Annotated in this window: 16 protein-coding genes and 1 riboswitch; of the genes, 13 read left to right on the plus strand and 3 right to left on the minus strand. The window is 36.3% G+C overall.

Going from position 1 to position 15,393, the window contains the following annotated elements:
* Positions 1-49 precede the first annotated feature (49 nt).
* Positions 50-667, plus strand: coding sequence for a helix-hairpin-helix domain-containing protein (locus tag ACPWSR_RS14625; RefSeq protein WP_426348966.1), 618 nt, complete (start codon positions 50-52; stop codon positions 665-667).
* A gap of 228 nt (positions 668-895) precedes the next feature.
* Entirely contained in the window at positions 896-1,885 is a 990-nt protein-coding gene (locus ACPWSR_RS14630) for a LacI family DNA-binding transcriptional regulator (RefSeq protein WP_426348967.1), read from the plus strand.
* A 78-nt stretch (positions 1,886-1,963) separates the two neighbouring features.
* Here ACPWSR_RS14630 and glgP read toward each other — a convergent pair whose 3' ends face one another.
* Positions 1,964-3,583, minus strand: a complete 1,620-nt coding sequence (glgP, locus tag ACPWSR_RS14635) for an alpha-glucan family phosphorylase (RefSeq protein ID WP_426348968.1) — start codon at positions 3,581-3,583, stop codon at positions 1,964-1,966.
* Positions 3,584-3,600: 17 nt separating this feature from the next.
* The gene (locus ACPWSR_RS14640; RefSeq protein WP_426348969.1) at positions 3,601-5,910 is read right to left on the minus strand and encodes a family 65 glycosyl hydrolase domain-containing protein; all 2,310 of its coding nucleotides are present in this window, start codon (positions 5,908-5,910) and stop codon (positions 3,601-3,603) included.
* A gap of 285 nt (positions 5,911-6,195) precedes the next feature.
* Here ACPWSR_RS14640 and ACPWSR_RS14645 point away from each other — a divergent pair, with 285 nt between their 5' ends.
* Complete coding sequence (locus tag ACPWSR_RS14645; RefSeq protein ID WP_426348970.1) at positions 6,196-6,441, plus strand: hypothetical protein; 246 nt, start codon at positions 6,196-6,198, stop codon at positions 6,439-6,441.
* Between the two features lie 59 nt (positions 6,442-6,500).
* Here ACPWSR_RS14645 and ACPWSR_RS14650 read toward each other — a convergent pair whose 3' ends face one another.
* Positions 6,501-7,250: a TSUP family transporter gene (locus ACPWSR_RS14650; RefSeq protein WP_426348971.1), complete on the minus strand. Its 750-nt coding sequence runs from the start codon at positions 7,248-7,250 to the stop codon at positions 6,501-6,503.
* A gap of 286 nt (positions 7,251-7,536) precedes the next feature.
* Positions 7,537-7,638: riboswitch (SAM riboswitch) on the plus strand.
* Between the two features lie 105 nt (positions 7,639-7,743).
* Here ACPWSR_RS14650 and ACPWSR_RS14655 point away from each other — a divergent pair.
* The 10 genes from ACPWSR_RS14655 (at position 7,744) to ACPWSR_RS14700 (ending at position 15,309) form a co-directional block, all read left to right on the plus strand.
* Entirely contained in the window at positions 7,744-8,700 is a 957-nt protein-coding gene (locus ACPWSR_RS14655) for a methionine ABC transporter ATP-binding protein (protein ID WP_426348972.1), read from the plus strand.
* Position 8,701: 1 nt separating this feature from the next.
* Positions 8,702-9,346, plus strand: a complete 645-nt coding sequence (locus tag ACPWSR_RS14660) for a methionine ABC transporter permease (protein WP_426348973.1) — start codon at positions 8,702-8,704, stop codon at positions 9,344-9,346.
* A 14-nt stretch (positions 9,347-9,360) separates the two neighbouring features.
* Positions 9,361-10,179: a MetQ/NlpA family ABC transporter substrate-binding protein gene (locus ACPWSR_RS14665; RefSeq protein ID WP_426348974.1), complete on the plus strand. Its 819-nt coding sequence runs from the start codon at positions 9,361-9,363 to the stop codon at positions 10,177-10,179.
* 95 nt (positions 10,180-10,274) lie between these two features.
* Positions 10,275-10,697: a hypothetical protein gene (locus ACPWSR_RS14670; protein WP_426348975.1), complete on the plus strand. Its 423-nt coding sequence runs from the start codon at positions 10,275-10,277 to the stop codon at positions 10,695-10,697.
* A gap of 25 nt (positions 10,698-10,722) precedes the next feature.
* Positions 10,723-12,081 (plus strand): 23S rRNA (uracil(1939)-C(5))-methyltransferase RlmD, encoded by a 1,359-nt coding sequence (rlmD, locus tag ACPWSR_RS14675; RefSeq protein WP_426348976.1) that lies wholly within the window; start codon positions 10,723-10,725, stop codon positions 12,079-12,081.
* A gap of 378 nt (positions 12,082-12,459) precedes the next feature.
* Positions 12,460-12,846 (plus strand): VOC family protein, encoded by a 387-nt coding sequence (locus tag ACPWSR_RS14680; RefSeq protein ID WP_426348977.1) that lies wholly within the window; start codon positions 12,460-12,462, stop codon positions 12,844-12,846.
* Positions 12,847-12,897: 51 nt separating this feature from the next.
* Positions 12,898-13,494 (plus strand): TetR/AcrR family transcriptional regulator, encoded by a 597-nt coding sequence (locus ACPWSR_RS14685; protein ID WP_426348978.1) that lies wholly within the window; start codon positions 12,898-12,900, stop codon positions 13,492-13,494.
* 65 nt (positions 13,495-13,559) lie between these two features.
* Entirely contained in the window at positions 13,560-13,844 is a 285-nt protein-coding gene (locus ACPWSR_RS14690; protein ID WP_426348979.1) for a toxin-antitoxin system YwqK family antitoxin, read from the plus strand.
* 38 nt (positions 13,845-13,882) lie between these two features.
* Positions 13,883-14,164: a hypothetical protein gene (locus tag ACPWSR_RS14695; RefSeq protein WP_426348980.1), complete on the plus strand. Its 282-nt coding sequence runs from the start codon at positions 13,883-13,885 to the stop codon at positions 14,162-14,164.
* 374 nt (positions 14,165-14,538) lie between these two features.
* The gene (locus ACPWSR_RS14700) at positions 14,539-15,309 is read left to right on the plus strand and encodes a sugar phosphate isomerase/epimerase family protein (protein WP_426348981.1); all 771 of its coding nucleotides are present in this window, start codon (positions 14,539-14,541) and stop codon (positions 15,307-15,309) included.
* Positions 15,310-15,393: the final 84 nt, after the last annotated feature.

A 15,393-nucleotide genomic window follows, 5' to 3' on the forward strand; every position in this document is an offset into this window, starting at 1 on the left:
ATGTCAATAATTGATAATAAAATATATAATTTTATAGGAGGCTTAAATTGTGAAGAAAAAAGAAAAGCTTATAGGCTCAGGAATAATCTGTATACTTATAGCAATTATAACTATTATCGGTTATGGAATGAATAGCAGGAGGGAAGCACCTATTGATGAAGGAATATTTATAGAAGAGGAGGATGAGGCTTCTGGAGACCTTAATGATAAATTAGCTTCAGAAGACAAAACAAGGAATATTCCTGTAGAGATTAAGGGTGAGGTAGTAAAACCTGATGTATATATCATAGAAGAGGGTGCTATTGTAAAAGAGCTCATAACCATGGCAGGAGGTATTACAGCTCAAGGGGATATATCAGGGATAAATCAGGCCCAGACCTTAAGAGAAGGAATGTGTATAGTAGTACCTAGTATCAATAGTTCTGCTTCAATACCTACAGCTGGGGGTGTTCTTCCTACCCCAGGAGTAAGCGATATAATAAATATAAATACAGCAACCCTTGAAGAGCTAAATTCACTCCCAGGGGTTGGAGATGTTACGGCTCAAAGGATAATAGACTATAGAGAAGAGAAGGGGGGCTTTAAAAGCAAAGAGGAATTAAAGAATGTAGAAAGAATAGGAGAGGCGACTTTTAATAAGCTGAAGGACAAAATAGATATCAGATAGAAGGCCATTACATTAATAAGTACATATTACTTCATATAAGAATTTGATAAACTGGATATATGATAGCTGTAGTTGTTTGAAATTTCATATAAATAAGGTATAATATTATATATTTATCTATCGGTGGTAGTAGTAGATTTTATGAAATCGCTACCATAAGAATTTTTGAAAGCCCATCTCTGTAACCATTGCTTTAATTAAATAAATATTAGGAGTGAATTTGAAAATATGGCCGTAACAATTAAGGAAGTAGCAGAAGCTGCTCAAGTATCTCCTTCAACAGTATCTAGGGTACTGGCTGGAAATCCAAGAATTAGTGAAGAAACCAAGAAAAAGGTAATGAAGGCTGTAAAAGTATTGAATTATCATCCTAACGCAATTGCTAGAAGTCTTGCAAATAAGTCCACAAATACCTTGGGAGTAATCCTCCCAAGCAGTAATGAGGATTTATTTAGAAACCCATTTTTTATACAAGCCTTAACAGGTATAAGCATATATGCTAAAAAAGTAGGCTACTACATAATGTATACCTATAGTAGAAGTGAAGAGGAAGAAATTAAAATTATTGATAATTATTATAACAGTAAGCTGGTGGACGGTATGATATTATTGACCTCCAGACAAGAAGATAAGACTATAGAGCATATTAAACAAATTGGACTGCCTTTTGTGGTAATAGGAAAAACTGATGATATTGAGCATGACCTTTGGACAGATAATGATAATTTTAAAGCAATGAGAGATATTGTAATTCATTTTATTGAAAAGGGACATAGAAATATTGGTTTTGTTGGTGGCCCTCTGAATATGAGGATGTCCAGGGATAGATTAGAAGGCTATATATCAGCTCTTCAGGAAAATAATATAGAAATAAATAAGGAATACATAGTAGAGATGGCCGAGTTTACTGAGGAATGCGGCTACAGTGCCTCTGAGAAGCTTATTTCTAAGGAAGAGCTATCCTGTATTGTTACCACAGATGATCTTTTAGCCTTTGGAGTGTTAAAATACTTCAAGGAAAATAGAAGGAGGGATATGACAGTATCAGGCTTTAATAACACACCCTTAGCAGAATATCAATCTCCTCCCTTAACCTCTGTAAATATTAATGCCAATGAGCTAGGCTATAATGCAGCTAAGCTTCTCATAAGTGCTTTGAAGGGCAGCAGAGAGGAAAAGAATTATATAATTGTAGATACGGAAATAGTGAGAAGATAATTTAGAATTTAAAATTAGAAGGATAATATAAGGACATAGCTTTGAGAAGCTATGTCCATTATTATAGAAAGAAAAAGATTATTTTATATACATTAGATTGAAGTATTCCTCAAGCATTCTCTTTACATTGAAGTAATCCTTTGTGGAGAGAATTGAGTTTTTCATCATTTCAATCCATTTTTCTTTATTATCGTAGTAGGTAGGTATAACCTCATTTAGAAGTACATTGTAAAGGCCTTCTAAATCATTGCTGTCAAGCTCTTCTAAGGTATCAAAATCACTTATTCCTTTTCCATCTCCAAACTGCCAGCCATTTACACCATGGTCGCAGGCTTCTGGCCACCAGCCATCTAGAACAGATAGGTTAAGAACGCCATTCATTGCAGCCTTCATACCGGAGGTTCCGCTAGCCTCCTGAGGTCTTCTAGGGTTATTGAGCCATATATCAGAGCCTCTAGTAAGCATTCTTCCAATAGTCATGTCATAATTCTCTAAGAATACAACAGAGTTTGGATATTTCTTAGTCATTTCAACTATATTTGCTACTATAGCCTTTCCTGTATCATCTAGAGGGTGAGCCTTACCGGAAAATACTATCTGTAGCTTTCCTTCCTTAAGAAGAGGCTCTATAATTTCGCTTTTTGTAAATATGAGGTTGCTTCTCTTGTAAGGAACTGCTCTTCTTGAGAAACCTATAATAAGCTTATCGTGAGCTAAGGTAACATCGGTTCTTTCCTTGACGAAATCAATGAGGCTTAGCTTATTTGCCATATGTGTTTCCCATAAATCTCCTTGATCCTCTGCAGCCTTTATCATATTCTCATCTACCCAGGTAGGAAGATGTATAGCATTAGTTATTGATATGATTTCGGAAGAATTATTAACGTCCTTCCACATATCTCTAGCAGTTTCTCCATGAAGGCGGGCAACACCGTTAGATATTCTTGAAAGTCTTAAGGCGGCAACGGTCATGTTAAAGGGAGCTCCACCTATCTCTACCAGCTGTTCATAGGTTAAACCATTATTAGCACCCATATACATAAGCCTCTGAAGAGGGTGGGATTCATTACCCTGAATAACAGGAGTATGGGTGGTAAACACTACTTCATCAATGGTTTCACATTTTGCTTGAAGGAAGCTATGTCCCTTATCTATTTTTTCCTTGATAAGCTCAAGGGCAGCAAAGACAGCATGTCCTTCGTTAAAGTGATATACGCTAACCTCATGGCCTAAAGCTCTTAGTGCTCTCACGCCACCTATACCAAGAACCATTTCCTGAGCTATTCTTTCTTCCCCGAACCATCCATATAGCTGGCCTGTAATCCAAGCATCTTCATTTTCAGGAAGGTCTGTATCTAATAGATAAAGAGAAGCGACATTGAATTTAGTAACCTTCCATACCTTTATAAGAACATCTCTTTCTCTTATCTTAACCTTAACAGTAACTCCGGTATCCTCCAAACAATCATATAGATTATTATGGTAGCTGTCGTAAGGCCTTCCGTCCTCACCAATCCTTTGGTCAGTATAGCCCTGTTTCCACTTAAGTCCTATACCTATGATAGGATAGTTAAAATCCTTGGCCCCCTTGATATAATCTCCTGCCAGTATACCAAGACCTCCTGCATAGGTTTTTACACTGGCATCTAATCCATACTCCATAGAAAAATAAGCGGTATTTGGAAGTTGTCCGTTCATATTAAATCTCCTTTCGATCATCCTTTTATCGCTAGCTTCAGCGGATTATCTTTTTGTAGAGTTACATTTTCATCGTAAATAAATAGACTTATATCTTCTCCCTGCATGAGATTGAGAAATACATTTTCTTTATTCACAGAAACCTTTAAAAGACGATTTCTAAACATTATATTAAAGGAATATTCCTCCCAGGTTTTTGGTATAAAGGGGGAGAAGGAAAGGTCGCTTCCTCTAAGCTTCATGCCCCCAAAGCCATAAACTATTGACATCCAGGTTCCAGCCATGCTTGTGATGTGTAGACCATCATCGGTGTCATTGTTATAGTTATCTAAATCTAATCTAGCAGTTCTAAGGTATAGCTCATAAGCTTTGTCGTGGTAGCCAATTTCTCCTGCTATTATGGAGTAAATACAAGGTGATAGGGAGGACTCATGGACTGTTCTTGGTTCATAAAAGTCAAAGTTCCTCTTCTTAGTCTCTAGGTCATATTCATCACTTAAGAAAAAGAGTCCCTGTAGTACATCTGCCTGCTTGATATAGCAGGAGCGGAGAATTCTATCCCAGGACCAATTTTGGTTTAATGGGAGATCAGAAGGCTCTAAATCCTTTACCAGCTTCTGTTCCTTATCCATATATCCATCCTGCTGCTCAAATACTCCTAGGTCTTCTATCACTGGATAATACATTTTTTCAATTATTTCGCTCCAGCCTTTTAGCTCATCCTCCCATAGGTGAAGTTCATTAGTAAGCCTTGTGAAGTCAGCAAAGTATTTATCCTTTAATAAATAATAAACCTCTTCTGTATACTTAAGACACCAGCTGGCAATTCTGTTGGTGTACCAGTTGTTATTTACATTGTTCTCATATTCATTAGGTCCTGTAACTCCCAGGATCATATATTTGTCCTTGATAGGATTATAGGTTACTCTAGAGGCCCAGAACCTGCTTATTTCAGCAAGAACCTCAAAGCCGTATTCTGCTAGATGCTTCTCATCCTGAGTGTATCTTACATAGTTATAAATTGCATAGGCGATGGCACCGTTCCTGTGAATCTCTTCAAAGGTTATTTCCCACTCATTGTGACATTCCTCACCGTTCATGGTCACCATTGGATAGAGAGCTCCCTTTAAGCCAAGCTTTTCAGCATTTTCCTTCGCCTTATCCAGCTGATTATGTCTATAAATCAGTAATTGCTTAGAAATGCCTTCCTCTGCAGTGCTTAAATAGAAGGGGACGCAGTAAGCTTCAGTATCCCAGTAGGTACTACCGCCATATTTTTCTCCTGTAAAACCTTTAGGGCCAATATTTAGTCTAGGATCCTCACCGGTGTATGTTTGATTCAATTGGAAGATATTAAAGCGAATAGCCTGCTGAGCTGCCGTATCTCCCTTTATTACTATATCGCTGTGCTTCCAATGCTCATTCCAGGCACCCTTATGGTCATTAAATAAATGATTAAAGCCCTTGCTTGAGGCATCTCTCAAGAAGTCGTAAGCCTTGTCCAAAAGTATAGAGTTATCGAAATATCTGTTGCTAACTACTGAAACATATTTATAAATAGTTAAGGTATCCTTTTGATTTATATCTACATTAAAGGTAGAGGCTGCATATTTTTCATTAAGATAGGTCTCAGGCTGTAGACTTAAGGTGGTGTCATTAACCATAGCTGTATAGGTTGAAGCCCAGGAAACTCTAAAGGCAGTCTTTTTTGTTTCCATGGTTAGGTCTAAGGTATCTTCAGCTGCATTCTTGCTTATCTCATTCCAGAAGTATTCATTGTAGTTGGAATCTTCATTTTTAATCAAGCCATCTAAGTAGGGGGTTACGGTAACGGTTCCATTAAAGTTTAAAGGAGTTACCTTATATCTAATCGCTGCAATCTCTTTATAAGCCATGCTTATAAATCTCATTGCTTCAACCTTTATTTCCTTATCCTCACGATCAACATAGATGAAGCTTCTTAGTAAATAGCCTTCCTGCATGTTAAGTATACGTTTAAATTCTTTGATTTCTTTTGCCTTAGCTAAGTCTAAAGGCATGCCATTAATTTTTATAGATATACCAATAAAATTAGTGGAATTGGGAACCTTTGCAAAGTATTCTGGATATCCATTCTTCCACCAGCCAACTCTAGTTTTATCGGGATAGTATACACCAGCTATATAGGTGCCCTGAAGATAGTCGCCGCTGTAGTCCTCTTCAAAGTTTCCTCTTCCTCCCATATTACCGTTGCCTAGGCTAGTTAAGCTTTCGTAAAGCCTATTTTCTTCAGGGTGGAAGCCTTCTTCGATGATATTCCAGTCATGATGTGTAATGTAACTTTTCATATAATTTACACCTCTCTTGCTGTTTATAGTGCAAACGCTTGCATAAAATAAAAATGATTACTAAATATTAAACATGATATTATAATCCTAACATCACTTTTGCTAAAACACAAGTAAATTTAGAGAAATATTTCCTGTTATGATTTTATTTAGCATAGGAAGTTTTAAGTTTAGTGCAAATATTTATTTTATTCAGAATATATAGGAAAAATAGAAGGAATTAAAGAAGGTTTGTAGTATATATATTATTGTGGATACATTCAAATTTTGGGAGGTACGAATAACATGCACAGATTATTTTACTGCTTAGATTGTAAAAGGGTTTTTAAAAATGAGGAAAGCTGTCAGTACTGCAGTAGCACCAATGTAAAGGATATCAAGAAGAATAGTCCTGTAAACATTCTTGGTACTAAGCAAAAAGGGAGAGTTTTGAAGGTTTTAGATGGCAGTGCAAAGCTTATCATGATTAATGAAGCTAATGAGCAGCTTATTAAAGAATATAAGGCTGAAGAGCTTAAAAAGGTATTATAGTTAAAAGGCGTGGTCCAAGTCCCTTAGGGAATTAGACCACGCTGTATCATTTTTTTTACCTATACTAAATTAAAAAGCATTTTTATAGCAACTCCTAGGGACATAAGAATAAATATAGGCTTTATAAGCTTGTTTCCTTTATTTAAGGCTGTCTTGGCACCTAGCTGTGCTCCTAAAATCATAAAAATTCCTATGATTACTCCAAATTTGTAATTGATTTTACCACTTAAAGCAAAGGTTATAAGTGATGCTAGATTACTGACAAAGTTCATTACCTTTGCATTGCCACTAGCATGGACAAAATCCAGCTTAAATATGTATATTAGGCCAAATATGATAAAGGAACCTGTTCCAGGGCCGAAGAAGCCATCATAGAAGCCCAGGGAAAAGCCTAAGGCAAGACCTGCAAATAAGGTTTTTTTAGTTAAGCCCTTATAGTTGTGAGAAATACCGATGTCCTTAGAAAATATGGTATAAAAGCCTACTAATAGTATTAAAAGCATTACTATGGGATATAAAAAGCTTTGATCAATCAACAATACAGTTTTTACACCCAGCACTGCGCCGATAAATACCAGAGGTATAACCAGCTTTAAAAATTCAAAATTTACCTTTCCTGCTTTTATGAACCTGTAGGAGCTGGTAAAGGATCCTGTGGTGGAAGCAAATTTATTGGTACCTAAAGCTAGATGAGGGGGAAAACCAGCTAAAAGATATGCTGGAACTGTAATTAGACCTCCACCTCCAGCAATGGCATCGATGAAGGCTGCTATAAAACCCATAGTGCATAAAAAAATTAACTGTATCATTATTATTCTCCTTTTGGACAAACTATAATGATTATACCATGGTTTAGGTAAAAATATACACATTAAAAGTATGATTGCATTACTGTATATTTATAACATATACTATTGACGATTTATTTATAGATTTATTGTTAAGTTATCAAAGTAAACAATTTCAATGAGGAATGTTATTGTTATGTTAGTAAAAAATAGGCTGTATTAATATTTTGTTAAAAAACATTCTTTTATCTATTGTATTTTTATCCATAACTTATTATAATCTATTTATACAAAAAAATAATTGATGATCTTATCAAGAGAGGTGGAGGGACTGGCCCTGTGAAGCCCGGCAACCGGTATGTAAATACATCGGTGCCAATTCCTACAGCATTTTGCTGATAGATAAGAATAAATTGAGAGCCTTAATGCCGAAGTTTATTCTTCGGCTTTTTATTTTGTATAATTACATAATTATTCATTCTATAGCTACATAACAATTTTAGGGGGAACATTTGTGATTGAAATCGAGAACTTATACAAAAATTATCAGGAGTTTCAGGTTCTTAAGGATATTTCCTTTTCTATAAAAGAAGGTGAAATCTTTGGGATAATAGGCCGCAGTGGAGCAGGCAAGTCTACTCTCTTAAGATGTATTAATGGATTAGAGGGATATGACAAGGGAAAGGTTAGTGTCATGGGCAAGGAGATAGCCTCTCTTAAGGAGAAGGAGCTTAGAAATCTTCGAAAGGATTTAGGAATGATTTTTCAAAGCTTTAACCTCCTAGAAAGAAAAAATGTCTATGATAACATAGCTCTTCCCATGGAAACCTGGGGGATAAATAAGGGGGAGATAGATAATAGGGTTAGAGAGCTTCTCAAGCTTGTAGGTCTTGAGGACAAAGAAAAAGCCAAGCCTAAGAACCTCAGTGGGGGACAGAAGCAGAGGGTGGCTATAGCCAGGGCCTTAGCATTAAACCCAAAGGTTCTTTTATGTGATGAAGCAACCTCAGCCTTAGATCCAAGCATAACTAAAGAAATTCTTGAATTACTTAAGGATATTAATAGAAAGCTAGGCATTACCATAGTGGTTGTTACTCATCAGATGGAGGTAGTAAAGGAGGTCTGTGAGAGGGTAGCTCTGCTGGAGGATGGCAGATTAAAGGCTTTGGGTGATTGCAGTGAGCTGTTTTTGCAGCCTAATAATGAACTAAAAAGATTTTTAGGTGAGGAAGAGGTACTTCCTTCCTATGGAGTAAATATAAAAATATTCTTCCCAAAAGAATATAGCGAATCAACTATAATAACCAGTATGGCTAGGGCACTAAATATAGATTTTTCAATTGTATGGGGAAAGCTAGAAAAGTTTAGAGAGGATGTACTGGGTTCTCTGGTTATTAATGTTAAGAGGGAAGATGAAGGTAAGGTGTTAAATTACCTTTTAGAAAAGTCAATAAACTGGGAGGTTATGTAGGATGGAGTACTTTGACTTAATTAAAGAAGCATTATTTGAAACCTTATATATGGTAGGGATAGCTACTGTACTTGCTGTTTTGATTGGCTTAATACCTGCTGTAATTTTGACTTATACCTCTCCTACAGGACTTAGACCAAACAGTAAGATTTACGGTGTTCTGGATTTTATCATTAATGTATTAAGATCCTTCCCATTTATAATACTTATGGTAGCTGTAGTGCCTGTAACTAGAGCAATTGTAGGAAAATCCATTGGAACAAATGCTGCAATAGTACCTTTAACCATAGCTGCGGCACCCTTTGCAGCCAGGGTAATAGAAAGCTCTCTTAGAGAGGTTAGTCCTGGAGTTATTGAAGCAGCTAGATCTTTTGGGGCAAGCAATTTTCAAATCCTTACTAAGGTTATGCTGAAGGAGGCTCTTCCTTCCATCATCCTTGGTATAACCCTTACAGTTATAAGCGTCGTAAGCTATTCAGCCATGGCCGGTGCTGTAGGTGGGGGAGGTCTTGGAGATGTGGCAGTAAAGTATGGCTACTATCGTTTTAAAACAGAAGTAACAGTATATACAGTAATTATTTTGATTATACTTGTCCAGGGAATTCAATCCTTAGGCAACTTAATATATAAAAAGATGACTAAATAAAAGGAGGAGTTTATATGAAGAAAATAGCCACATTATTATTAGCAGCATTATTAACTGTTGGACTTACAGGATGTGCACAGGAAAAGGCATCCGGTGATGGAGATAAGAGCACTGGAGAAGATAAGACAATTGTTATAGGAGCGAGCATAACCCCTCATAAGGACATCATTGAAGCTGCTATACCTGGGCTGGAGGAGAAAGGCTATAAGGTAGAAATTGAAGTCTTTGAAGATTATGTGCTTCCTAATACTGCTTTGGCTGATGGAGATTTAGATGCAAACTTCTTTCAGCATGTGCCTTATTTAGAAAACATGGCTTCTGAGCAGGACCTTGATATAACATGGACTGTTAAGGTTCATATTGAGCCAATGGGAGTATATTCTGATAAATTAACTAAGCTTGATGAGCTAGAAGAAGGAGCAGAGATTGTTATACCTAATGATCCGAGTAACGGTTCTAGAGCTTTATTATTACTAGAGAAGGCTGGAGTTATAAAATTAAAGGATGTAGAGCAGCCAAGCATAATAGATATAGCTGAAAATCCAAAGAACATAGAGTTTACTGAGCTGGATGCACCTCAGCTTCCTAGAGCTCTTCAGGATGTAGCTGCTGCAGTTATCAATACAAATTATGCTCTTGAGGCAGATTTAAACCCACTAAAGGATGCATTATTTTTAGAAGATAGTGATTCACCTTATGCTAATGTTATAGCAGTAAGAACTGAGGATAAGGAATCACAGAAGATTAAGGACTTATCAGAAGCAATGAATTCTGAGGCTGTTAAAAAATATATAGAAGAGACCTATAAGGGAAGCATAGTTCCTGCTTTCTAAGGTGAAGCTAAAGGAGACAAGGTAACTTGTCTCCTTGTTTACTCTAGAAAAGAAATATAGTATAGTTATTAACAGAGGAGAATAAGGAGGTAGCAATGGATAATAATTTAGAGAACTCTTTAAATGAATCTTTAGAAGAAAAGAATGAAACAATGGAAGAAACAATGGAGAATCAGAAAGAAACCATCGGGCAAGAGGAAGCAGCATCAGCTGGTGAATCGCAATTAGAAGATGATCATAATAAAAAGGACAAAGAAGACACAAGCTTTATTCAATTACTAATAGCAAGCTTTGCTGATGTTACAGCTATCAGTGCCTTGACCTTTATAGGTATTTTTTTATTTAAGCTGATATTAAAGGTTGGAGGCTGGAGGGTGAAAGCTGGCAGCGATATTATAATATATCTTATAGCTTTTATTATAATGTCCATAATATATGCACCCATATGTGCAAAAACTAAGCTTGGGGCAACCATAGGACAGAAGCTGTTCTATCTTAAGCTGAAAAAAGAAGATTAAAGAGTAAATTACAAAGGAGAAGCAGATGAAAAAGGGGTCAGAAATTCAGTTAAAAATCACAGACATGGAGTTTCCATCAATAGGCACAGCAGAAGTAGAGGGACAAAAATTTAATGTTAAAAATGCTTTCCCGGGAGAAGTGGTTAAGGGCAGACTTTCCAAGTACAAAAAGGGAATTGGAGAGGTAAGATACCTAGAGCTCTTAGAAAAACCATCCTATGAAGTGGATCCACCCTGCCCACACTATGATTTGTGCGGTGGCTGTATCAGCCAGCAGGTTCCCTATGATAAGCAGCTGGAGTTTAAAGAGATGCAGATTAAGAAGCTCTTTGAAAAGGCTGAGCTTTCCATGGGAGAGTATCTTGGTATTGAAGGAAGTCCTTCTCAGTGGGCCTATAGAAACAAGATGGAATTTACCTTCGGTGATATGGAGAAGGGCGGAGAGCTGAACCTTGGTATGCACGTTAAAGGTCAGAGCTTTTCAATTCTTTCTGTACTCCACTGCCTCATAGTAGACGAGGATTTCAGGACAATACTAGAAGCAACTCTACTTTATTTCAGAAAGACAGGGCTTCCTCATTACCATATAATGAAGAGAGAAGGCTTCCTAAGAAATTTAGTAATAAGAAAAGGGTACTTTACCGGTGAAATCATGGTAAACCTAGTTACCACAACTCAGGTTTCCTTTGATTTAAGCGATTATTTGGCCCTTCTAAATAGCTTAGAGCTTTCAGGAAAGCTGACAACAGTAATTCATACAGAAAACAATTCCTTCTCCGATGCCATAGTACCGGAAAAGGTAAATATACTTCAAGGAAAAGGCTATATCACAGAAAAGCTTCTAGGCTTAACCTTCAAGATTTCTCCCTTTTCCTTCTTCCAGACTAACTCAGCTGGAGCAGAAAAGCTGTATTCCATCGTGAGAGACTTCCTAGGTTCCGCTGAGGATCTTACAGTCTTTGACCTATATTGCGGCACTGGAACTATAGGGCAGATAACAGCTCCTACAGCAAAGGAAGTCATAGGAATAGAGCTCATCGAAGAAGCAGCCAAAGCAGCCAACGAAAACGCAAAGCTCAACGGCCTTGATAACTGCAACTTCATAGCAGGAGATGTCACTAAGGTGATCAAAACCATAGACAAAAAGCCAGACGTAATCATCCTGGATCCTCCAAGAAGCGGAGTGCATCCAAAGGCTCTAGAATATGTAGTTGAATTTGATGCTAAGGAAATAATATACGTTTCCTGCAATCCTAAAACTCTAGTGATTGATTTGAAGTATCTAATAGAGAAGGGATATAGGGTGGAGAAGACTATATTGAAGGATATGTTTCCTAATACTCCACATTGTGAAAGTATTTGTAGGCTTGTGAAGGGACGCTAAGGCTCAGAGAAGTATTAGTGCCACTCATGCAAGGGACGTCCAAGTGAACCGTATCTATCTTCCGTTGGAAACGGCCTACTGCTGAGTGTGTGGTGAAGATAGTAAAGAATTAGGTTTATATCAAAGGGTTTGATGGTCTTTAATTAAATATTGTAGTGTATTTTATATTCCCCCAGGCTTAGGCTTGGGGATTTTTGATTTACTAGGGCCAGATTTTAAGCATAAATGACATGAAGTTATACTATTTACATTTATGGAATAAAATGTTATTATTAAAACATACCAAATGGTCGGTTTATAGAGTTGTTAACATAAATCTGGTTATGATGTATCGAGTACAATGCGAAATGACTATCTACACTATAAGGAGGACAGAACATGAAGATTGATTTAACAAGTGTGTTTGTGGATGACACGGATAAGGCTTTAAAATTTTATACGGAGGTATTGGGTTTTGTTAAGAAAGTTCATATACCGGAAATAAATTGGATAACAGTTGCATCTCCTGACGAATCAGAAGGTACACAGCTGCTTTTAGAGCCAAATGAAAACACTGTTGCTTCTACATATCAAAAAGGTATTTTTGCTCAGGGTATACCTGCAACATCCTTTGCTGTTGAAAACATCGAGATGGAGTATAAGAGGTTGGTTCAATCAGGTGTAGAATTTACCGTGAAGCCATACAAAACGGTAGGAGCTATAATTGCTGTATTTAATGATACCTGTGGCAACCTCATACAAATACATCAGGCTATGAATATCTAGGATAAATACACGGAGTATATCAAGTAGAATCGAGAGAAAAGGAGGTGTAACGTGAAAAATACAAAGGAGCATATTTTAAATGTTACGTTTAAACTTTTTTTGCAAAAGAGTTTTAAAGAAGTTACTCTAAAAGAGATTGTAGAAGAAACAGGACTTTCTAAGGGTGCCTTTTACCACTATTTCACTAGCAAAGAACAGCTTTTTCTCGAACTGGTCAATAATGTCTTTTCTTCTGTGCTGGATGTTCCTTATGATCGATTTAATAAGGAATCACTGTACCATTTTTACATCGACTATATTAATTATTATGTAGAGAATTTAAAGGAAAATAATATGAGTGGAGAAGGTAGCGCCCCTAGTTTTAATTATATTTCTCTAATTTTTGACGCCATAAAACTTTTTCCCGATTTTCAGGAAAGATTGCAGAAGTCTAAGGGAGTTCAACTAATCAGTTGGATGAATATCATTCAAGCTGCGAGGCAAAAAGGTGAGATTGATTCCCCTATGAGTGATGAACAAATAGCAAACATGTTCATAAACACCTCCAGCGGAGTTGAAATGCATAGTATCTTTAGAGGAAGCAATGAGGATATAGGTAAGACATTATTATGTCTATGGGATGGTTTCTATCAAGAAATAAAAGCTTAGCATAAATATATTTTGACTGCTTGAATTTTTTCTGAAAGAAGTTTAGTGAGGATGTGGAGGTATTTATGTTGAAAAATAAAGAATATGCAAATGGCCAAAAGACATATGAGTTAATCGGAAACAAGATGACATATTTTTTTAAGAACGGTAAGATAAAAGCCGAAGGTATACTTGATAATAATCAAATGCAAGGTGAATGGAGGTTCTATCGAGAAACAGGTCAATTATGGCAAGTTGGCAATTTTATAAATGACAAAAAAGATGGAACCTGGGTGAGGTATGATAAGAATGGAAGGTTGGAGTATTCGGAGACATTTAAAGATAATAAGTTGATGAAGAAAAAAGAATAGTAATATTCATGTTTACCAAAGAAGGAGGGATGACTGAGATGGATAATGAAAAATGTGACTTGATTCATTCTAATGGTGTTAAAGAAAAGAAAATGGAAGTAATTGATGGATATACAATCAAATACCATGCAAATGGGACCACTCCTTGGTCAAAAGGTAAGATGATAAATGGTCAACCTGAAGGTTATTGGGAATGGTATCGACCGGATGGCACGATTAAACGTTCAGGATATTTTGAAAAGGGAGAACCCATTGGTGAGTGGATTACCTATGACAATAAAGGAGCAAAGCATAAGACAACCCAACGGACAAAAAAATAACTGTAGGGTATGGAAAGAGCAAATTAGAAATGAACTTAGATGATAGAAAGGTATTGTAAGGATACATACGAGAGCACCTTATGGAATTAAACAAGAATACAGAGGAAAATATGGATTTAAAGTTCATGTAGCTTGTTGTGGAGTTTAAGCACTGACTTAGTGTATCTATGTATGAAAGTAATAAAGTAAATATAAGATGGCTTGCAGAGGATATTATCTGTAGGCTTATTTTATAACTTTTTTTATAAGTATTGATATATCACAATCAGTATGTTATTTTTGTAATAATATGGAATATGCTTTAAGTAGTTGTTCTAGATCTTGTTTTATATTAAGACTGTAAATCTACAAAATATACAGAAATGGAGAGCAGTATGATTACTATTTTTGATTGGTTTGGGTATGAGGCTCCACATCAGAAGCGCTATGAGCTAATTAAACAAGCGGGATTTGACGGAGTTTTGCTTTATTGGAGTGATGAGTTCGGTAATGTTGACTATAAGCATAACGCTGAACTGGCAAGACAAGAAGGTTTGTTTGTTGAGAACATTCATACATCCTTTGATAATATAAATGATTTGTGGATGGATAATTTGAGCGGTAATGAGATTACGGATTATTTAATGCAATGTGTTGATGATTGTAATGAATATGAAATTCCCACTATGATTGTCCACATTACCAGTGGTGAGTGCCCACCTAAAGCAAATATCCTTGGCATAAATAGAATAAGAAAAATAACTGAGAGGGCTGAACAACTAGGAGTGAACGTGGCTCTTGAAAACCTGAGAAATATTGAAAATCTAGGAAAGGTATTTGATAATATCCATTCAAGTAGATTAGGTTTTTGTTTTGATAGTGGTCATCAAAATTATCGCTCTAAAAATACCGATCTACTATCAATGTATGGAGATAGATTGATGGCCATACATCTTCATGATAATGATGAAAGCGCTGACCAACACCGTATGCCTTTTGATGGTAATATTAATTGGGAGCTTGTGATGAAAAAGCTTACACATATTAATTATAAAGGTCCCACTGCACTGGAAATTATGAATATGGGTTATGAGCATATAAAGGAATCAAGGGAATTTCTTGCCATTGCTTTTGAGAGAGCGAAAAGGCTAGATGCTTTAAGATAAATTGATATGGGTTTTGGGTGAGTTGTTAATCTATTAAGTGCTATGCTTTTTCCATAAAAATATAACAGATTGAAATTATAGTAG

Source organism: Alloiococcus sp. CFN-8, assembly GCF_049943125.1.
In the GTDB taxonomy this organism is placed as follows: domain Bacteria; phylum Bacillota; class Clostridia; order Clostridiales; family Clostridiaceae; genus JAEXZL01.